At 56.4% G+C, this 20,754-nt stretch carries 19 protein-coding genes; 3 read left to right on the top strand and 16 right to left on the bottom strand.

The features are described 5' to 3' along the window. Positions 1-14: 14 nt before the first annotated feature. The 10 genes from icmH to FAZ14_RS09560 form a co-directional block, all read right to left on the bottom strand. Entirely contained in the window at positions 15-791 is a 777-nt protein-coding gene (gene icmH / locus FAZ14_RS09605) for a type IVB secretion system protein IcmH/DotU (protein ID WP_012884014.1), read from the bottom strand. 16 nt (positions 792-807) lie between these two features. Further along, on the bottom strand, positions 808-2,145 hold the full coding sequence (gene tssK, locus FAZ14_RS09600; RefSeq protein WP_012884013.1) for a type VI secretion system baseplate subunit TssK: 1,338 nt from the start codon (positions 2,143-2,145) through the stop codon (positions 808-810). A 2-nt stretch (positions 2,146-2,147) separates the two neighbouring features. Next, the gene (gene tssJ / locus FAZ14_RS09595) at positions 2,148-2,684 is read right to left on the bottom strand and encodes a type VI secretion system lipoprotein TssJ (protein ID WP_153508449.1); all 537 of its coding nucleotides are present in this window, start codon (positions 2,682-2,684) and stop codon (positions 2,148-2,150) included. Continuing rightward, a complete protein-coding gene (gene tagH, locus FAZ14_RS09590; protein ID WP_029456596.1) occupies positions 2,684-3,913 on the bottom strand; it encodes a type VI secretion system-associated FHA domain protein TagH in 1,230 nt (409 codons plus the stop codon). Before tagH ends, tssJ begins: the two co-directional genes overlap by 1 nt. 2 nt (positions 3,914-3,915) lie before the next feature. Further along, complete coding sequence (tssG, locus tag FAZ14_RS09585) at positions 3,916-4,929, bottom strand: type VI secretion system baseplate subunit TssG (RefSeq protein ID WP_012884010.1); 1,014 nt, start codon at positions 4,927-4,929, stop codon at positions 3,916-3,918. Then, complete coding sequence (gene tssF / locus FAZ14_RS09580) at positions 4,893-6,659, bottom strand: type VI secretion system baseplate subunit TssF (protein WP_153508448.1); 1,767 nt, start codon at positions 6,657-6,659, stop codon at positions 4,893-4,895. Before tssF ends, tssG begins: the two co-directional genes overlap by 37 nt. Before the next feature lie 2 nt (positions 6,660-6,661). Beyond that, positions 6,662-7,093: a type VI secretion system baseplate subunit TssE gene (gene tssE, locus FAZ14_RS09575; RefSeq protein WP_012770484.1), complete on the bottom strand. Its 432-nt coding sequence runs from the start codon at positions 7,091-7,093 to the stop codon at positions 6,662-6,664. Between the two features lie 6 nt (positions 7,094-7,099). Then, positions 7,100-8,578, bottom strand: coding sequence for a type VI secretion system contractile sheath large subunit (tssC, locus tag FAZ14_RS09570; protein WP_012884008.1), 1,479 nt, complete (start codon positions 8,576-8,578; stop codon positions 7,100-7,102). Positions 8,579-8,609: 31 nt separating this feature from the next. Continuing rightward, positions 8,610-9,113 carry a type VI secretion system contractile sheath small subunit gene (tssB, locus tag FAZ14_RS09565; RefSeq protein ID WP_012770486.1) on the bottom strand — a complete coding sequence of 168 codons (504 nt, stop codon included), beginning with the start codon at positions 9,111-9,113 and terminating at the stop codon, positions 8,610-8,612. A gap of 1,120 nt (positions 9,114-10,233) precedes the next feature. Further along, positions 10,234-11,391 (bottom strand): M20 aminoacylase family protein, encoded by a 1,158-nt coding sequence (locus FAZ14_RS09560; protein WP_153508447.1) that lies wholly within the window; start codon positions 11,389-11,391, stop codon positions 10,234-10,236. A gap of 315 nt (positions 11,392-11,706) precedes the next feature. On the opposite strand from FAZ14_RS09560, the gene FAZ14_RS09555 reads away from it, so the two are divergent. Continuing rightward, positions 11,707-11,874, top strand: a complete 168-nt coding sequence (locus FAZ14_RS09555; RefSeq protein WP_016943507.1) for a hypothetical protein — start codon at positions 11,707-11,709, stop codon at positions 11,872-11,874. Between the two features lie 142 nt (positions 11,875-12,016). On the opposite strand, the gene FAZ14_RS09550 is transcribed toward FAZ14_RS09555, so the two are convergent. Next, positions 12,017-12,337, bottom strand: coding sequence for a type II toxin-antitoxin system RelE/ParE family toxin (locus FAZ14_RS09550; RefSeq protein ID WP_016943506.1), 321 nt, complete (start codon positions 12,335-12,337; stop codon positions 12,017-12,019). Then, positions 12,337-12,609 carry a type II toxin-antitoxin system ParD family antitoxin gene (locus FAZ14_RS09545; protein WP_016943505.1) on the bottom strand — a complete coding sequence of 91 codons (273 nt, stop codon included), beginning with the start codon at positions 12,607-12,609 and terminating at the stop codon, positions 12,337-12,339. Before FAZ14_RS09545 ends, FAZ14_RS09550 begins: the two co-directional genes overlap by 1 nt. A gap of 88 nt (positions 12,610-12,697) precedes the next feature. Between FAZ14_RS09545 and FAZ14_RS09540 the strand changes: the two genes are divergently transcribed. Both FAZ14_RS09540 and FAZ14_RS09535 read left to right on the top strand, forming a co-directional pair. Then, positions 12,698-12,997, top strand: coding sequence for a SymE family type I addiction module toxin (locus tag FAZ14_RS09540; protein WP_153508446.1), 300 nt, complete (start codon positions 12,698-12,700; stop codon positions 12,995-12,997). Next, positions 12,994-13,344 carry a SymE family type I addiction module toxin gene (locus FAZ14_RS09535; protein WP_153508445.1) on the top strand — a complete coding sequence of 117 codons (351 nt, stop codon included), beginning with the start codon at positions 12,994-12,996 and terminating at the stop codon, positions 13,342-13,344. Before FAZ14_RS09540 ends, FAZ14_RS09535 begins: the two co-directional genes overlap by 4 nt. A gap of 61 nt (positions 13,345-13,405) precedes the next feature. Here FAZ14_RS09535 and FAZ14_RS09530 read toward each other — a convergent pair whose 3' ends face one another. From FAZ14_RS09530 to FAZ14_RS09515, 4 genes are read right to left on the bottom strand one after another with little or no spacing between them, the layout of a single operon-like run. Beyond that, a complete protein-coding gene (locus FAZ14_RS09530; protein ID WP_016943503.1) occupies positions 13,406-13,753 on the bottom strand; it encodes a hypothetical protein in 348 nt (115 codons plus the stop codon). A gap of 10 nt (positions 13,754-13,763) precedes the next feature. Beyond that, positions 13,764-18,731, bottom strand: a complete 4,968-nt coding sequence (locus FAZ14_RS09525; RefSeq protein ID WP_153508444.1) for an RHS repeat-associated core domain-containing protein — start codon at positions 18,729-18,731, stop codon at positions 13,764-13,766. A gap of 17 nt (positions 18,732-18,748) precedes the next feature. Then, entirely contained in the window at positions 18,749-19,666 is a 918-nt protein-coding gene (locus tag FAZ14_RS09520; RefSeq protein ID WP_153508443.1) for a DUF4123 domain-containing protein, read from the bottom strand. Further along, positions 19,663-20,631 carry a DUF4123 domain-containing protein gene (locus FAZ14_RS09515; protein ID WP_153508442.1) on the bottom strand — a complete coding sequence of 323 codons (969 nt, stop codon included), beginning with the start codon at positions 20,629-20,631 and terminating at the stop codon, positions 19,663-19,665. Before FAZ14_RS09515 ends, FAZ14_RS09520 begins: the two co-directional genes overlap by 4 nt. Positions 20,632-20,754: the final 123 nt, after the last annotated feature.

The following is a 20,754-nucleotide window of genomic DNA, read 5'->3' as shown; positions in this document are numbered from 1 at the left end:
AGAATACGCTCCTGTTATTGTAATAATTCGCCCAGTTGACGCAGCACGTCCTGGGTCTGGTTGGTTAGCTGGTAGTGATACAGGCCAAACGCCACCGCCATCACCACACACAGGCCGAGGAACAAGGCGCGCAGCGAAATCTGTTTACGCAGGTGGTAACGGGAAGATTGCTGTCCCAGATTGAGGTGAAACACTGTCGGTGAGTTTTCCGGCTCCGGGCGCAGGGTGTCATGCAAGCGGCGCACTACCCGGTCCAGCTCTTCTCGCCCTTGCGTCATCACCCGGTAACGGCCTTCAAAGCCAAGGCACAAGCACAGGTAGATAAACTCCAGAATGTCGCGGTAACGCACCGGGTCATCCAGCAGTTTTTCCAGCAGCACGAACACCTTCTCGCCACCCCAGGTTTCATTGTGAAAGCGGGTCAGCAGCGAATGGGCCGACCACACGCTCTGGCCTCCCCACTCCCGCCCCATTACCGCTTCATCGATAAAGGTGCACAGAATGTAGCGAAACGACAGGATCACGCCGTTTTCGTAACCGTGGGAGTGCAGTTCCTGCTCGATGGCCTGAATCTCGGACTGCACGCGCTGGTACAACTCCGCTACGCCGTCGTATTCAGACAGCTGGCGCACCCGCTCCACCATGCCCAGCAGCGGGGTCACGGCGTCGATCATCGGGTTGATGCTCTGCCCGCGCAGGCGGAACCAGTAATCGGAATCCATATCCAGTTGCCGGGCGTTGTCATACAGCAGGTCGCCTAACTGGTCATTTTTAATGATGTCGGTACTCACAGCTTCCTCCTGTTAACTACTGGCCGCGGATGGCCCACAGTTGCATATCCAGTTCCGGGAACTCGCCAGCGATGTGGAACGCCAGCGTGTTGCTGGTGACCAGCGATTTCCAGGCCGGGCTTTGCCTGTCCAACTGGAAGTAGCTGTAACCGGCGTGGTACGGCAACTGACGCGGTGCCACCGGCAGTGGCAGCAACGGTACGCCAGGCAGTTGCAGACTGATGAGTTCGCGGATTTTGTCGCTGGAGGCGATCTTGGTTTGTTGCAGCAGTTGCTTGCGCAAATGTTCTTGCGGCATACGGGCGCGTACCGCCAGCACAAATTCGGCACTGGCCATCAGTTCGGCGTCTCCCACCAGCGCCACCCTGACGCCGTAAGGCTGTGCCTTCATCTGAATCGACACCGCACGCGGCGACAGCACGGTGCTCAACGCCTGACGCAACGCCATCATCAGTGGCTCAAAGCTCGATTGCTGATGCTCATGACGATAAGCGGGAAACTCCGGCGGCAGGCGTGATTCATCGGTAAAGGTCATCAGCTCGCCGCACAGTTGCACCAGCGCTTCATGCAACCGCTCCGGGTGTAACGTGCCGAGGCGCGCCAGATGCGACAGTTGCGGCTGGGCACGGTTAAGCAGTTGCAGCATCATGAATTCCGCCACATCCGCCACCCCTTGCTGACCGGGCGCAGCGATACGCTGGGCCAGGCTGCGGGCGCGTTCAGCCACCAGACCGGCCGATTCCCCCAGAAAGCGTTTCAGGCTCGGAATCGCCGTGACGCTGATGCTGCACGGCATAAAGTTAGGGTCAAGAACCAGCCCACCGTCTGGCCGTTTGTCGAGGATGTTGGCGATCGCCAGCGACGCGTAGGCACTGCGGTCATCACGCTCCAGCATCAGCCGCAGGCTGACCTTGCCCACTTCCACCGACACCACGTCACCGCCTTCGCTGTGCAAGTCACGCACATCATGCCGGTGGGATTGCAGACGGGTGGCAATACCGGCTCCGGCCTGCCCGACTTCGCTCACACCGTTCACCGCCAGCGGCAGCGCCAGATAGACCTTCTGGTTCGCCAGCGCCACATCGGTAATCTCCAGCGGTTGCGGCAACGCATCATCCCCTGGGATATTGAAGACCGTGCCATCCGGCATCACGCCGGTGGCGTTCACCAGCGCGATACGCCCGAAGTTAAGGTACTCTTCGTTAATAGCCAGCGATTGCAGGCCGTAGAAATAATCACTGAGCGCGCTAAGACGAGCGTGCAGTGCGTAGTCGGTGTGTCGTTGCTGTTGCTGGAAATGCTGCGGCTTGATGAACAGCCCTTCCCGCCAAATAATCCGATTTCGGCTCGACATAGTTATTCTTCTTCTTGATCTTTCTTGATTTCGACTTCTTCACGGCGCAGATGCACCAGAAGCTGATAAGTGCGGCCGGTGTTTTTCAGTTTGATAACCTTGCGCCACTCGGCGCTGTCCGGGTCGGCGTATTTGGCAATCACCCCGATGTAATGCACTTTCTCGTCCAGTTTGACCGGCGGCAGGTATTTGAACTGCCCTGGCAGCAGCGTGTAGTCCTGGTGGCTGACGTAGTTTTTAGCCAGCGCTTTTTCGATGTCGCCGGTCACCTGGTCATAGTCGGTCGCCAGCAGGCGGGAGTCTTCCGCCAGCATCACTATCTGAAACTCGATCGGTGCCGCGTCGCCGCTTTCACTGGGGTTAACGTCCGGCTCGGCCAGCAGACTAAAGCCGACGGTCGAAGGCTGGTTATCATTGCTGCCAATCTGAATATCTGGATTGGCCACCACCTTCGCCATCTTGCCGAGCGTGGTACAACCGGGAAGCAGCAGCATCAGGACGCATAACCACCCGGTTCGCCGCATTAAGGCTCGCAGCATTATTTCTGCTCCTGTTGCTGACGAACGGCGCGGTCATACGCCTGCGCATACACCTGATGGAACAGTTTCTGGAACCCTTGCTGACGCGGTGAGGTCAGTTCGCGGTAATAGTGCTGATACATCTGCCACGCCCAACCGTCATCCAGCGCCTGACGCTCGCCGCTGCGGCGATAATGCTCGAAACGCCCCAGCAACGCCGCTGGCGAAAACGCCTGCAAAATGCTCTCCAGCGCCACAGCGATCGCCTGCTGATTAGCCCTGTGATGCGCCTGCATATTACTCAGCACTTCACTGATGGCGGCCGGGGCGGACAGGTGCACCGGGCTTTTATCGTCAGCGAACAGTAGCGACAGGGTATCGGTATAATCCAGCCCCAGGCGCAACGGGTTATCTTCGATCGGCCGTAAATGGGTATCTGCCAGCGCGGCCTGATCGGCCTGCAACGTCAGCAAGCCTTCCACCATCGCTTTGAGGCTTTTGCCCATCTCTTCGAGCATCTCGCGCAGTTGTTGCTCATCGCCGGTATTGAGTGATACACCCAGCCCACGCAACAGTGGTGCCAGCGTCACCGCATCTACCGGTGCGCCAAACGCGGTACCGGCATGCGGATTGTTAATGTGCGGATTGTCAATGGTCGGTAATTCCACAAATTTCTGATCCATGGTGTCCTCAACGGCAGAAAAAGAAGAAAACGAGGTCGGCAGTTCATCACCGCGCTCAGCCTCCGTTGCCAGTGGCGAGCGGCTCTGTTCCTGCTGCAGCGCCCACAACGGGTCATTAAATCGGTCCGCCGCCGTTTCATCGGCAGGCGCACGGCGTTGTTCTTCCCCAAGCCATCCTTCCAGCACGTCACCGGGGCGTTGCCCCAGCACCTGATCGATATCCTGCTCGAAAGCGGGATCGTCGAGGTAAACCCCGAGCCGGAAGGGGCCAATCACCAGTTCGTCACCCTGCGCCAGACGTACCCGGCGATCACGACCGATGGGCGACAACGCGCCATTGATGAAGGTCTGGCCACTCAGGTCGCAGACGCAAAAATAGCCATCCTGTAATTCGATACGTGCATGCTCCGGCAAAACCGCACCGAGCCGATCGCGCAACTGCCATTGATCTTTTTCCGATGCGCCCAGCGTGCCGCCACGGTGGTCAAAGCGGTGTTGCACCTGCGAGTTGATATCCAGTTGTTCGCTGTTGAGCACCACCAGAGTGAGTGGGTTGTTTTCGTTCACAATTACTCCTGCACACAAATCGTCACATACGGGTCGGCGGGCGGCTGCCCGAGAAAGCTGCTCCATCCCAGGCGGCTGCTCTGGTCATCGCCCAGTCTTAGCCCTCTGGCCTCCCCTTCGGCGAAACCGAGGCGTAAGTCCCAGGCCAGTTGATCACGCAAAATGAAGGAAACAAAACGCACCAGCGGTTGAAAATGTTCGCCGTTGGGCAGGAAACTGAGAAAACGGCTGAAGCTGAGGTTATCCACCTTGAGCAGGAATTTACCGGCGCAGTCGTTCACTTTGTCGCCGATGACAAAATCCCCGCCCAGCAGGCTATTCGCGCGCCCAAGGCGATTTTGCTGGTCTTCAAAAATCGGTACTTTGCGGTGTTGCCAGGCGATGACTTCGACGTCTTCCAGGTCAAAGCAGTGAATCACCAGACCAGCCACCACTTCCGGCGAACGGCTGGGACTGGCCAACAGACCGGCGTAAGACAGCATCTTGGCGCGGTTGACCGGCAGACTGTCGCGCACCGCGTCGTTACCCAGCCCCACCAGCGCGAACATCAACCGGGAGAAGCCATCTTCGCCATCATTCTGGAAACGCACGTGATAGCGGTACTTACGCCAGGCACGGTGCAATAACGTCAGCAATCGGTGATGAAAGAAATCGAGGAACACCCCCAGTTTCTGCTCGCCCTGAGCGTATTCCCACGCCAGCTCTTCAAGGTAATACCCCGGCATCGGCGACTGGCTGCCATGCAGCCCGAGAAACGCCACTTCCAGCTCCTGCCTGCCGTCGGTATCTTCCCCCACCCGCAGCACATCACTGGGGTGAAAGCCAATCGAGGCGGTGGAGCGAAAGCGAATGCGCTCCAGTTCCGGCCGGAAGTCGAGCGCCTGCTCCAGATCGACGCCTTCCATCTGGTTGAGTAACTCCACCAGTTGGAAAAAGTTGAAGTGGCGCGCATCCTGGCGAAACATCGCCTGCCCTGCGGTCACATCATCGAGTGCTGACCTATCTGCACCGGCCATCGGTAGCGCTCCTTGTTATCGATGTTGACCACTTCCAGCAGGTGGAAGGCGTTAACGCTGGCGTACAACGAGAAGAAATGTGCCAGCACGGTGCTAAACAGATAGAGTTCGCCTTCACTGGCGAACGCCGACTGCCGCACAGAGAGAACTGATTTGAGTCCGCGTACCGGCATCCCCTGTACCAGCCGGTCGACCGGTGTGGTCTCAATCGTTTCAATCCCTGCCAGCCGTTTGCGCGATGCCTGCTCGGCCTGTTTGTCATGCAGTGCCGGGAAGTCGTAGGTACGCAGGATCTGCACCAGCGCATCGCGTCGCAGCAGCGACACGTAGTTCAACGACAGGTTGGAGATAAGCGTCCAGTGCAGGCTGCCATCGAGTGCCGGGCGCAATGGACGGGTCGGCCGAATCAGGTTACGGAAGGTGGCAAAAGACGGTGAGCTGCCGGTCGGCACACAAATCGCGCCCACGGGCAACTGCGCCGCCCGCGAACGGTTGGTGCAAGTCAGGCTCACCGAAATGGACTCGTCCAGATCGATGACTTCTTTTTCGTCGCCCCGCACGAACGACAATAAGTGATCGAAACCATCACCGTTGACGGCTTCGCGCACCCGAATGCGGTAATACAGCGCCAGTCGACCTTTGGCCCGCTCGATTTGGTGCTGAAAACTCTCGAAAGGTTGGTAAAGCCGTGGGATACCGCGCGCGCGCCCACTGTTACCTTCCACCCACCCCTCCACTTTATCGATGGAGAAAATCTCGAAACTGTCGGCGTGGCGGTAACTGGCTTTCAGCGGGTAGTCCGTCTGGCGACCATCCAGGTTGATCGGTTCGCTGTCATGGCGGAACAGGTTGATAGCCGGTACGCAGTTGAGCATGAACGAATCCGGGCGGATTTTCAGTTCCGCCGGCAGTGGCCGGTCAAAGCAGAAATGCAGTTTGAAATCCGTCACCATCAGCGGCTGGTCAGGCCAACTGGCACCAGCCAACTGAAAGAACAGGAAACTTTCCGGAAAACAGAAATACTCCTGCAAGATACGGTAGCCGGAGTACACATTACCGGGATACGGCAGCATCGCGTCTTCACGCTCAAAGCCGACGGTTTTGAGTACACTCGCTTCCTGACGAAAGCGTTTCCCGTCCACTTCCAGCTCAATGTGTGACAGTTGGCTGGCTATCCAGAAATAGAGTTCGTAGGCGGTATAGCGGTCGCCCCCCAGGAAGAAGCGCAGTTTATCCAGCTGCAAATCCCCCAGCGCCACCGGCCCGTGCAGACCAATATCCAGCGTGATGGCGGACATGTCGTTGCCGCTTTGCGCGTTGATCTGGCGGATATCCGCCGGGTAGATCCAGGCATCGTGGCTGGTTTGGAAATGGCAGACCACATCGTCTATTGGCAGGCTGTCCAGCTCGCAGCCACGCGCTACAAACGCCGGTTGCGCGATAGCACCGGGCAGCACCGAAAATTGCATGATGGTCATGCTGGGTACCGGGCGCAAATAGTTCGGCCACAGCATGCCCAGCAGGCCGTGAGTCAGCTCAGGAAATTCATCCTCGATCTTCGCCCGCAGACTGCCGGTCAGAAAGGCGAACCCTTCCAGCAATCGCTCGACATCCGGATCCGTGGTCTGTTCTGACAAAAATCGGGTAAGTTCAGGGTGTGCATTGGCAAATTCACGGCCTTGCAGACGCAAATAAGCGAGTTCATCCCTGAAGAAATGTTCCAGCGACATAATCACATCATTCTGTAATGGCGGTGGCTGTCCATATGAATATTGAAGGAGGTGACCTGTTCCAGTTCTTCCAGCCGCACATGGGCGGTGACCTGAAACGACATCTCCAGCGGATTGGACAGATAGTCCGATGCACTGACGTCCACATGGACAATGCGCGGTTCAAAGCGACAGATACACTGCCGGATCGCCTCACGGATTTTGCCCCGGATATCCGCGCCGCCCTGCGTAGCGTCATTAAAATCAATCACGCCAAGCTCAGGTGCGCTGCGACAACTGCCGGGACGCGTATTCAGCACTTGATCAAGCTGGCGTTTCACCGACGCGATCAAGTCTTCTAGTTCCGTTTCGGGGGAGGAGCGACGCTCCTCTCCCCGGATGCGATCAAACAGGCTGGCCGCAGATCCCCGCTCCCAGGCAGAGAGCGACGGCATCAGTCGTTATTCCTTATCCAGACGACCAACCAGGGACAGTTCAAAGTTCGCCCCCATGTACTTGAAGTGTGGACGCACGGCCATGGTCACCTGGTACCAGCCCGGTTCGCCTTCTACGTCCAGCACTTTGATTTGTGCCGCACGCAGCGGACGACGGCTGCGGACATCAGCAGGCGGGTTTTCCTGATCAGCGACGTACTGCTTGATCCAGTTATTCAGCTCGCGCTCCAGATCCTGACGCTCTTTCCAGGAACCGATCTGCTCGCGCTGCAACACTTTGATGTAGTGCGCCAGACGGTTGATGATGAACATGTACGGCAGCTGCGTACCCAGTTTGTAGTTGGTTTCCGCCTCTTTACCTTCTTTGGTATTGGCGAACACCTTGGGTTTCTGCACCGAGTTGGCAGAGAAAAACGCGGCGTTATCGCTGTCTTTGCGCATGGTCAGCGTGATGAAACCTTCTTCGGCCATTTCGTATTCACGACGGTCGGTGATCAACACTTCGGTCGGGATCTTGGCCTGCAACTGGCCCATCGCTTCATACACATGCACTGGCAAGTCGGTGATAGCACCACCGCTCTGTGGGCCGATGATGTTCGGACACCAGCGGTACTTGGCGAAGCTGTCGGTGATGGCGGTACCCATCAGGTACGCGGTGTTGCCCCACAAATAGTTTTCGTGACTGGCGCTGATGTCTTCCTTGTAGTTAAACCCTTTGATGGGGTTTTCTACCGGGTCATACGGCAAACGGGCCAGGAAACGCGGCGCAGTCAGCCCCAGATAACGGGCATCTTCCGACTCACGCATTGAGCGCCATTTGGTATAGGTCGGGCCTTCAAACACCGACTTCAGGTCTTTGATCGATGGCAGGTCGGTAAAGCTGTCTACACCGAAGAAAGTCGGTGCAACGGAGGAGATAAACGGGGCATGCGCCATCGCGCCTACCGCGCTGACATACTGCATCAGCTTGATGTCCGGCGAGCTTTGGGTCAGCGCATAATCGCCAATCACCCCGCCGATCGGCTGGCCGCCGAACTGGCCGTAGCCGCTGGAATACACGTGTTTATAGAAACCGGATTGGGTAATTTCCGGTGCAAACTCAAAGTCTTCCAGCAGCTCGTCTTTGGTCGCGTGCAGCAGCAGGATTTTGATGTTTTCACGGAAATCGGTGCGATCAATCAGCAGCTTCAGTGAACGCCAGGAGGATTCCAGTTCCTGTAGCTCCTGAGCATGCAGAATCACGTCGATTTGTTTGCTGAGTTTTTTGTCCAGCTCAACGATCATGCTGTCGACCAGCGCTTTGTTCACCGGCTCGGCTGCGTTGCCGCTATCCAGAATGTTTGCTACCAGTGCGGCAATACCCTGTTTGGCGACGTTATAACCTTCATCCACCGGGGTAATGCGCGCCTGCGCCATGATCTCTTCAAGCAGCGATGATGAACCACCGGCCGCGCTTGTCTGGGCCTGTTCTTCAACCATTGACATGTTTGTTTCCCTTCTCGTCAGTGACAATCAATTATTCGGCGGGTTTCACCAGATCCAGCTCTTTGAGCAGCTGCTCTCTGGCTTCTTCGCTGGACAACAGGTCCTGCAGGCGATTACGGAAAGCGGGAATATTACCCAGCGGCCCTTTCAAGGCGACCAGTGCTTCTCGCAATTCCAGCAATTTGCGCAGTTCCGGCACTTGCTGTGCGATACGATCGGGAGAGAAATCATTCAGCGAAGCAATGCTGAGTTTGACGGGAAGGTCATCCTGGCTGTCTTCTTCCAGACGGTTAGGTACGCTGAAATTCAACTCCAGGTTGGCCTCTTTCATGACCGAAGTGAAATTATTCTTATCGATAGACACCGTCTGACGTTCTTCAATCGGCGTCTCTTCTGTGCGTCCTTTCATATTTCCCACCACCATCAGCGTAAGCGGGAGTTCAATTTCCGCCTGCTGACCACCAGTGGCCGGGACATATTTGATATTAATACGTTCCTTTGGTGCGACAGATGCACCGTCAGTTCCTTTTGCCATATTTCAATACCAACGTGAGGGCACCCTGGCCCGAAAAAATAAGGTCGAATCCTACTGAAAACCCGCCAGAATCCATGACAGACCGGGCTATTCAGCGAACAAATAGACTATTTGTTTTTCGACCAACGATATGCACGAAATAGAACCCGCCGCCTCGGCGCATTCACTTACCGCATTCTTAAACCGTATGGAATCACTAAGCCAAATAAAAACGACAGAACTGTATTCAAAATGTGTAGATATATTTCTGCTTCGTTAGCCAATCATACACATAACGCCAACGCGTGGTCAACGCCAATGTATTTTTAACACTCTGAAGCTCCAAATAAACAAAACACATTAAAAAACAATAACATAATAAAAATACCAGTCCCAAAACACGAAATAAACCCACCAAATCACAGGCATAATTCCAGATTACAATTTTCTAAAAAGCGGGTATTTTTGGCCTCTCTAATTCCGTTAGATTCGAAAACAATTACCATACTAATCAATTTTAAGAATAAGCCTATTTTTAATGTGTGATATTATCGATTCAAAAAAACCGATTATCTTCATGCTATAACACCCTATCAGAGAACATTTCACCACTACTTATGCCGTGAAAAACAAATAAAAAACCAATGTGTTTTTCAATTTAAAAACGTGACAAATAGGCTAATCACCGCATAGGACACTTCATCAGTAAAAAATCGGGTGACATTACATAAACTGACAATACCCATGGGGAAAAATGGCTGTTTTATTTTCCGTTATTGCAATTTAAGACAAGAAGAAAATAAACAATCACTTTATGGAAAAATAGTTTCCATTACCTACCTTAAATTACTCGCATGACGTCATAACCTGTAGCATTGCTTAACAACACAGTCTGTTGTCCACGATAGGACGTTTCCACAAGCGCCCTGAGTCGGCTTATCGCCTGGTCCAACACTCGTCTGGCCCAATACCCCACAAAAAAGCACAAAAAAAACGGCCCATTCCAACAAGGGCCGTTAGCAGTGATGGGTATCGTCAGGGATTTCGCTGCCATCAGGCAGAACGACACGGAGTACGTGAGGAGTTCGAGCACTGCCCAGGGCCAAAATGGCCGGTGAAACAGCCTTAATGGGATAGGCTCTTAGCTAATTGCCAGGCGTTTTTCCACCAATGCTACCCACAAGGCAACGCCATGTGGAATGAGCGCATCATTGAAATCATAGCAGGCATTATGCAACGGGTGAGACGGCGTATCCCCATCAGCACCTAACCAGAAATAGGCACCGGGACACTGTTCGAGCATGCAGGCAAAATCTTCGGACGCCATTGACGGCGCAATATCCCAGTGCACCTGGTTTACGCCACATGTTATTTCGGCCACCTCCCGCACGGTTTGTGCGACCTGTGCGTTATTGTGGGTGACCGGATAGCCGGGATAATAGGTTATGGCACCGGTGACGCCGAATGTCTCTGGAATTTGCGCCACGAATTGGGCAATGAATGCCTTGACCTGATCACGCACTGAGGATTGCAAGCAGCGCAACGTACCTCGCAGCACGACCTTTTCCGGGATCACATTGATAGCTTCGCCCCCGGCAATCTGCGTGATGCTGATCACCGCAGACGACTGGGGCGACAGACGACGGGAGGGAATAGTTTGTAACGACAGCACCAGTTGAGAAGCCGCCATAATCGGGTCTGCGCCGTTTTCCGGCATCGCCGCGTGACAGCTTTTTCCCGTCAGGATAATTTCAAACGAATCCAGAGAGGCCATCATCGCCCCACTACTCAGCCCAACATGCCCGACAGGTAGCCCCGGCCAATTATGCAATGCATAAATGTCGTCCATTGGGAAACGCGTAAACAGCCCTTCTTCTACCATACGACGCGCGCCCCCCAGGTTTTCTTCCGCAGGCTGGAATATGACGTGTACCGTACCGCGAAAACGGCGGGTCTCACCAAGGTGGCAGGCGGCCGCTAGCAGCATAGCCGTATGACCGTCATGGCCGCAGGCATGCATCACACCAGGGTGTCGGGATTGATAGGGGGTGTTGCCCAGCTCGGTGACCGGCAGCGCATCCATATCGGCACGCAACCCAATGACCGGCCCCGGCTCATTCTCCAGCGTGCCTACCACCCCCGTTCCCGCCAGTCCGGTATGAACCTGAAAACCAAACTGGGTCAGTAATTCAGCCACCATCTGGGATGTCTGGTGTTCCTGATACCCCAATTCCGGGCTGGCATGCAGAGTGCGGCGCCATTCAATGGCCCGTGTAATCAGCGCTGGAGCAATGCTCATACGTCTCTCCTTATTCATTCACACCTCAGCCACCTGCTGTGGTGTTTATTTTCCCATCCAGAGCGGCGCTCAGGGAATAATCTACTCTACCCCAGCCCTCCCTACCGGCAAAGATTATCTACCGCGCAATAATGATGTTTTGGGTATAAGGCACGGGCATATTCGCTGTAAGGGAAATATCATGCTGTGTGAAGATGGCTGGAGAAGAAGAGCGAAAAATCGGATAGTAAAAATCGAATAGGTAAAAATCGGATAATGCCAGCGCCAATAGAGCAAATGCCAATTCACGCCAAATGAGAAACCAGGAGAGTATCAATGATCAATTTCTTAAAGACGCTTTTTGGCGGCAAAGAAACCGGTGCCACTCGCGACACCGTAGTGCTTACAGACCCCCACCTGACGATTGCACGCGCAAATCACGAGATGCAATTGCGTACACAAGCCGCCGTGGAGATGTGGGGTCTTGATGTGGCTGAAGGATGACCCCGGCTTTGCATGAAAGCACCGGGGTGTGAACTGGCGAACGGGGAAGGAGCCTGCAACTGCGCCCCCACGCAGCCACGCGGGCATAACGCCCTGCAACGGAGGCCGTCAGGTCGAAGGACTGCCCGACGATGCAGTGTTCTCAGTCTGCCTCATCCGTGAGCAGGTCACGTTCATAGTTCTGACCACCGTGCCAGATACCCAGTACCGTTACCCGCTTTTTCTCATCCTCCACCATAAAGGCAATGACCGTTCTTTTACGGTAGTTCGTTACCCGCAACCCTGCCAGAAGGTCATTACGGGTGCTTCCCCTCTCCGGGAACAGGGATAATGATTCACAGTAATCAACCACGCTTTCCGTGTAGCTGAGTGCCGTATTGGGTGTCGCAGCCTCCGCGATATAGCGATACAACGCCGCCAGTTGCTCTTCTGCTTCGGGGGCGAACACCACTTGATACTCCATTATGACTCTCCGGTCGCCTTCTTGTGCTCGGCTTTCAGTCTGTTTCTGATGTCGCTACCACTGAGGCTGTCCGTTTCTTGCAGCGCATTCCAGGCCGGAACAACCTGCTCTTGCAACCATTTTTCCACCGCATTATCACGTGCCAGCAACGCCCGAAGACCCTCACGGATAACTTCGCTTTCCGACGCATATTCGCCGCTGGCGACGCGCGCTTTGACCAGTGCCGCCATCTCATTCGGCAACGTGATACTCATCTGCTGTGTCGTTCTCATTGGTAACCCCCTTCTCCCGCCACGTAGGATTTAATCATACTCGCTCTTTTAACCCTTGTCAGGGCTGTACGCGTCGTTCTCTTTCGGCATGACCGCCGTTTCTGCTCTGTCGGAGCGCTTTACCCGTGTCGGCTACCGACCGGTTAAAGGCAACCACGACACCCCCGCCATCACCCTGGCAGGCCACTGGCTGAAGGAAGCCGGGTTCTGCACCGGGCAGCCGCTGAAGCTGCGCGTGATGCCCGGCTGCATTGTCATCACCACGCAGGATATCCGCTCACTGTGGCAGGACCTGCACGCGCTCAGTATTGCCGCGTTCGATGAACAGGCAGTGGCTCGGTGGCTGAGGGGGTTTCCCGGCGGGCTGGATGTTGGGGGTGTACAATGAGCGTCGATATTGATATTGCATGGCAGCAGGGCGACCTGCCGGAACTGACCCTGAGCGGCACCGCGCTGGCACAGGCCGGTTTTACCGGCGGGGCGTTGTTTCGTATCAGCCTGTACCGTAACGGGTTGATGCTGACCCGGCTGGACGACGACACCGATATCGCCGCGCTGGTGGCCGAACTGGATGGCAGCGAGACAGAAGGGGCTGATTGGGTAAGTGACAACGGCGAACTGACGCTGGCAGGCGACTGGCTCACCCAAAGTGGCTTACTCACCCCACCGTTCAGCATTGAAGCGCTGCCCGGTAAGATCATTATTCGGGCTGAACCGGATGTGATGCTGGCATAATCACGCTGACAGTTAAATAGAAAAAAGCCGGAAGGATCGTTGGATCACTTCCGGCTTTTTATTAAACAGCGTTGTAATAATCGTGTAGATCTTCGTCCTTATTTAAAATCACTTCTTCATTTTTCTTATAAATTAGAGAAAGAGTTCCTTTTTCTTCCTCATCTTCAATAGCTCTCACACCATCCAAAACACATAAAAAACCAAAAACCGCATTATCTACGGAGAGTCTTATTATTTTATTTATTACTTCCTTTTCCTCATCCGTTCTTTCATTGTAGTACGCTGACATTTCTAATAAATCCTTCCTTGGCTTCCGCCCAGGTGGAGACTCTAATATCGATTCAATACCTTTAACCGATGATTCCGTAACCACTTTTCTTATAACATCAACAAATTGTTCAGCATTCATATATTCACCTTCATTTTCTAGGAAGCTTTTTAAAAGCGTCAGGGAACATTTCTTTATTAAGTTTGATCAGTTCTTTTATAGAAGAAGCAGGGGCATTTGTATATTCTCTAAGATCCTTAATATCTTTTGCTAAAAGATCTCTGGCTGATCCAGTATATGGACCTTTCATCGTTGGAATCTCTTGGTGCTCTACCTTCGGAATAGCAATAGATGGAGCAGTTTTAGGATCGTAGCCAGGAACAACTTGTCCAGCAGGATGTTTCTGCATAGCGTGATGTATATCCAATTCATCACCACTCACCGAACGATTTTTCAGATCATTATAAGTACTGACCTCATATTTCTTAACTGGACATCCAACCAACCCTAGCGGGTCAATCCATTCCATCGGATTTGTCACATACCCCTGCGGCCTCAGCCCTCCCGCTAAACCTATCGGGTCCGCCGAGATATACTGCCCCAGCGTCGGGTCGTAGTACCGATGCCGGTTATAATACAACCCCGTCTCGCTATCGTACACCTGCCCCTGATAGCGCAGCTCGCAGTACACTTCCTCGTTCGCCGCATCGCCCAGCCAGCGCCGTAACGGGACAGGGATTTTCTCTTCCCGGTGCGCCCCCCACAGCCCCTGCTCGCCCCGCCAGTGTACTTCGCCCGTCTCGCTGCACAGCTCCCGCGCCGTTCCCGTCAGGTCCGTCACGATGTAGTGCAGTTGCGTGCGCTCTCCCTTCTCCTCTACCTGCGCCAGCGGCCGGAAACTCCCCGGCTCGTACACCCACTGCACCGCCCGCGCCACACTCCCGTCCGCACAGTACTGCGTCTGGCCCGACAGCTGGTCGCCGTCCCACCGGTACGCCACCCGCGCTACCGCCTGCGCCGACGGCGCCTGGCCCTCGCACACCTTGCTGATTCGACGGCCGAACGCGTCGTAACGGTACCGCCACCGCGCCCCGTCCGGCAGCCTCACCCTCACCAGCCGGTCCTGCGCGTCCCACTCGAACTGCGTTTCCCGTGGCCGAAAACCGGCGCGGCTTTCCCGTTTGTTCACCAGCCGACCGCAGGCGTCGTACTGATACCGGCTGTCGCCACGCATCACCACCCGCCCTGCCGCATCATAACCCGAAGAGGCCTGCACCACCGCATTGGCCGTCGACAGCCTGCCTGCCCCGTCCGGCACTATCGCCGATATCTCGCACAGGTTCTGCTCACTGTCGTAACCAAACAGCCGCGCCTGCTGCTGCCGACCCTGCTCACGCCGCTCCGCCACCACCTGGCCCGTGCCGTTCAGCCGCAGCGCCTGCTCGCCCCAGTGGCTGTCGCTGATGCCCGTCAGACGGTCCAGCGCATCGTACTGGTAACGCCGCTCCAGCACCCCGCTCACGCCGTCCAGCGCCTGACGCGACAGCAACCCCGTCGCACTCCACTCGTGCCGCAGCGCGAAGCCCGCCCCGTTGCTGCGCTGCCGCTCCTCCCCCGACGCCGTGTGGCTGAACGTCAGCGGCTGGTGCGAACCGATGCCCAGCGTCGTCAGACGGCCACCCTGCCACCCCAGGCTCAGCGACGCCAGCAGCCCCGACACCGCACTGCGCTGCCCCGCCGCGTCATACCCTGACGCCACCACCTCGCCGTTGACCGTCTCGCTCACCACCTGTCCGGCGCGGTTGTACGCATACTCCACCACCGCGTCCGGGCTCGCCGCCTTCAGCAGCCGCCCCGACAGGTCATAGGCAAAGGTTGTCGTGCCCTCGCTGGCCCCGTCGGCCCGCACCGCCGCAATCACGCTCAGCCGACCGACCGCGTCATACCCGTACACCAGTCGGCTGCCGTCCGGTGCCTGTCGGCTCGCCAGTTGCCCCGCCACGTCATAGTCATAACGGTACACCCGGCCATCGTAATGCCGCTCCTCGCTGAGCCGGCCCGCCGTGTCAAACCGGTACTGCCACGTCTGACCCTGGCTGTTGGTCACCCCGGCGAATTCCGACTCCGCATTGTAATGATAGCGGACGCTCGCCCCCAGCGGGTCGGTCGCCTCCAGCAGGTTGTCGAACGCGCCGTAGCGGAACTGGTAACGCTGGCCCAGCGCATCCGTCACCGACGTCAGGTTCCCTTCACCGTCGTAACCAAACCGGGTTTCGCTGCCGTCTTCGTAAATCACCTTCTCCGGCGTCTCACGACCGCCTTCGTACACCCACCGCCGCACCTGCACGCCCTGTTCATGCGCAATGTGCCGCTCCGTCAGCCGGTCATGGCCGTCGTAGAAGAAGGTCACCGGTGAGGTGCCTTCCGCTTCCAGACGCTCCAGCAGCCCACGACGGTTGTAGTGATAACGCTGCACCCGGCCGTCCGGCCCGGTCACGCCCGATAACAGCCCCTGCGATGAATAGCGGTGCTGCCACGTCCGCCCTTCCGGGTCGCTCGCTGTTTCCACCCGCCCTGCCGCATCGCGGGTATAACGCCAGGTGCTGCCCATCGGGTCGGTATAGGCCAGCAACTGGCCGTCATCATCGTAATCATAGCGATGCGTGGCCCCGTCCGGCAGGGTCACCGCCGTCACCTGCCCCCAGTCGTTGCGCTGATATTCGGTGCGTCCACCCAGCGGGTCAATCTCCGCCACCAGCTGGTTATCCACCCACTCGAAGCGGTATTCCCCGCCGTCCGGCTCCCGGCGCAGCAGAATGTTGTTGCGCGCATCGCGGACATAGGTGGTGACGCCACCAAACCCGCTGTGGTAATGGCTGGTGAAGGCGTCATCGTCGTAACGAAACTCGCCCGGCCAGAACCCGCCCGCCGTGCGGTCACGCCGCGAGCGCCCCGCGGCGTCGTACTCGTGCTCAACCCAGGTGTGCGCTAAATCTGACCAGCGCAGCAGCCAACCCTGCGGGGAGTAGTGATAGTCGAAATTGCGCCCTTCACCCGCCCGCACGTTCAGCAAATAGCCTTGCGCATCATACTGATAACTGACCAGCGTTTTCAGCGGCTGGCGGTGCTCGTCGCACAGCGTCAGCCTGGTTATCCGCCGCCGTTGTGTTTCCACGTGGACCAGCCGCCCGTCCGGCAGGCTAACCCAGCACAGTTCGGAACGATCCCACAATAAGGTGATGCGATTGCCCGACCGGTCTTCAATAGCGGTCAGGCACAGGTGCAGCCCCAGTGCGTGCTCAAAGCGGTAGCGCAGCCCGTCTACGTGCTGTAACACCAGTTGCCCTTGCTGGCGGCTCAGCCGCCATGACGGGTTGGACGCCGCCCGGCTCTGTTCCCCCTCTTCGGGCAGCACAAATACCGCCTGGTTGAATTCACCGTCGGTCAGGGTGGCGACACCGTTTTCCAGCGTCAGGCTCATGTCCCAGTTGCTGCGCCACAACGCCCCCAGCAGCCCCGGTTTGCGCTCGCCGCCAGAGCGGTAATAGCGCTTCATCACCAGCGGCAGCAGGCCACCAAGTGTGAAATCGGTGCGCCAGTCCACCACGTAGCCGGTCGCCATATCCACCGGCTCACCCTCACTCTGGCAGTGTTTGCTGTTGGCGCTGCACGCCTTGTCGTCCTCCCCGGCTTTTTTCTTCTGTGGGGTGTTATCCGGATGCTCGCCCTTATTACTCCCGGCGTTGATGTCTTCCATCCCTTCCGATGACTGACGTGTTTTTTTCTTACTGGCGGCTTCTTTCGGTTTCGCTGCCGGAGTCGCTTTACTCTCACCCTGTGCCGAGGGTTTAGCGGACTGGCTTTCTGCGTGCGTAGGGTTTTTGGGTGAAGCAGTGGTTTTGGGTGCAGCGGTGGCTTTCGCGATGCTGCCTTTCGGTCGGGGGGTGCCGGTCACACGGGTGACAACCTTACCGATGAATTCATCGAATTTGGCTTCGATGTATGCCAGCGCGTTGTCATATTTGGCGATCAGCTTTTCCAGCGCGGTGATCATGGCGCTGAAGCTGTCTTTCATCAGCGATACGATCCAGTTGTTCTTCAATTTTGACTCGGCCAGCACCTGTTTGAGCGCCGCATGAATTTTCAGCAACAAATCTTTGGCCTGCGCGCCGTAATGTCGCAGTTCAGAACGCAGTTTGGTCAGCCCTTTGACCAGATTACCGTCAGACAGGCTGCGGATGGTCTTGATGGCAAACTGCAGCTCTTTGGGGGTGGATTTTTTGAGCGCACGGATGATCGCCCGTCCGCTGACCTTCAACGCATCGCCCAACCCAGGAATGACGCCGATCGCACAAAGCGCGCCTTCGGCGAGATGTAACGGGTCATCCAGTTTTGCCGGTTCTTTATACGACTGCCAGCTCCACTCGCCAATCGCGTACACATCCATGGCCTGCCCAACCACGGGAATAAACCCCAGCGCGATTTCGCAAAACAGCATCAGTGCCGCATTATCATCCCCGCCTTTGTCCGCCACTTCTGCCGCCAGACTGTGGTGAATTTTATTGACCGCCCGTTTAAGATCGCGGCTACCGCGATTAACCCGCTTATCCAGTTCCCAGAAGCGGTCATAGGATTTGCGGTACTCTTTGGGAATGGAGGTAAACAGCCCGGCACCGTCCACATCCACATGGCGATCGCTGCTGTCGTCGGCGTCATAGCTCACCAGTCCTTGCTTACGCAGCAACAGAAACAGCGTGAAATACTCACCTGCCAGCGTGGCATACGCCGGGTTGGACTGTAATACCGGGTTGTTTTCCACGGTTTCACGGGGGGTAAAGTCATCCGAGCCTTCATCCAGCATCAGCGTAAAACCATCACAGCCCATGTCGTAGATTTTGCACAGCCCGTTGGCATCAGTTTTACCGTGAATTTCAGTCTGATTGCTGTCAATCAGTACAAACGGTGCGTTGGGCACCGGTTTTCCCGAGTCATAGTGGTAATGAATCAGCACTTCGCAGCCACATTTGGCGCACCCACCCGAGATTTTGTTATCGGTGGAAAAATTCTGACTGGCGGCTTCTTCGCTCGACATCAGCGTTGCTTTTTTATTCTCGCTCATGAAAACGTCCTGTTAGATTATGCGTCGTCCAGTTGGTCAATTGCTGCCTGGTATAGGCGATCCATCCGGTTGTGCGCGCCAATATACTCCGGCTGCGACAAAATGGTTTGTGCCCACGGCTGCTGAATGAAGGCTGGCGTCAGTTCGGTGGCCAGCGCCAGATAACGCACGATATCGCGGTCGTTGTTGAACCCCTGAATACGGGCTTGTTCGGTTTGCTGGTGGGTAAAATCCAGCAAGCTGTCGTCGTCGCTGTCCTGCCAGCGCGTATGATGCTCTCGCAGGTGTGCCATGTACCCTTCCAGCGTATTGCGCAGCGAGGGAGCCAGCAGCGCCTGCCACTGCGCCTCACTGAGCGGGCGCGGCAAGGTCTCCGGCAGAGGGTGTGCGACGCGTTCCGTCAGGCTCAGAGTTTGCAGGCTGCCGTCTGGCGCTAGCGCGCAAAATGTGGCGATCGGCCCGTACAGCGCGGTGGCTTCCTGCACCGTACTGGCGAACAACAACGGCTGAACCACCTGCCAGTCACTGACGCGCAGAATCGCGCTCTCGCCTTCCTGCGTCGTAACCAGGCTCCACTGGCGCAGGTGTTTCACCAGTTCCCGCAGTTGATCGAGCGGCGAGTAGGCCTGCATAAACCACGCCAGTTGCACACCGATGCCCCATCCTTCCTGCGTTAGTACGTGCTCGCGTACCTGTGCCCAGTTGGTGGCGTGAACGGGAATGCAATAAGGCGAGACCGACGCATGCACCCGCCCGGCCTCCCCCCAATACAACCGGGTCTGTTCCAGGCTTCCCCCCCATCGCTCCGCCAGCCAGGGCACGGCGTCGTTGAGTGCCGCCTCAGCAATCACAAAACATCCTCCGGCGTTGAGCCGCGCCAGCCAGTCGGCTTCGGTTTCCGGTTGCAGCGTCAAAAAAGAGTGAGACAGACTCACGGCATAACCTCCGTCGTATCCGGTAATTCGTCCCGCATCCAGCCGGGCCGGTGATAATGAAGGCGAACATCGTCCACCCTGGCGGAGTCGGATTTGAAAATCCGAATGCTGTCGCCCAGTGAATAACGCTCAAGCAGGTGTATAAAAACCGGGTGGTGATAAAACTCGCTGCCAATCACCCAGCGGTGAGCCGACCAGGCTTCACATTCCGCTTCCGAGGCTTGTGGGTACCACGCTTGTGCCAGCGCAATACCGCTGAGAAAGCGGCGTTTTACCACCTCGACATCCAGCTCGGCCCAGTACAGCGCACTGACATGCAGAAACAGTTCATTTGCCAGCCGGTGTAAGCGGTTGTCGTTGGATAACAGATAGAATTGGTAGCGATTCAGGGTGATCAGGTAATCATCGGACAGCGATGTCGGCTTCAACGGCGTCTCATCCGGTTTCGTTAGCACCTGATAGCGGCAAGGTACGTCCGGCTCATCCTCTTTCAGCGGTAGATAGAGGCAGGTCAGCAGCCCCATAAACGCCGCCTGTTCGTCGTGATTCAACGTTTGCCACCAGAGTTGAAGCACATCCGCCGCATAGCTGCGCAGCAGTGCCAGCGTGCCATCCGGATAACGGCACCGCAGGCGTTGTTGCCAGAAATCAACCACACGACTCAGGGGTTGATCGCTATGCATCAGCATCACCCCCTGATGGCGCGCCGGTTGTGTGTCCGCCAGCCAGTGCAACAGGGTTTCTCCCGGCTCGCCTTCTTCCACCAGCACCACCATCGGTGCCCAGTTCTGCCAGTCGTCACCGGCACCGTCAAAACGCAAGGGATGCCATATCTGCGCCGCCCGTGGCTGAAAGGCACGCCAGAAATCCGGCAACGCCGGATAATGCATCGGGTCGACAATGGCATAGAGTGGCTGCGCGCAATGCTGACTGAGTTCAAACAGGGTATAGCCCGTTATTGGCATGATGTTCACTGGGATAATGAATAGAGTTAACAAGCACGCCCAGTAGCGTTATTCAGTTTTAAATAACGCTATTGGGTCAGGAAAAATGAGAAAGAACCGTAGAAAAAATTGGCCGTACCGCGT

It is taken from the genome of Dickeya oryzae (genome assembly GCF_009372235.1).
Lineage (GTDB): Bacteria > Pseudomonadota > Gammaproteobacteria > Enterobacterales > Enterobacteriaceae > Dickeya > Dickeya oryzae.
The sequence above is the reverse complement of the archived record's forward strand: the minus strand, read 5'-3'. Positions and strand labels throughout refer to the sequence as shown.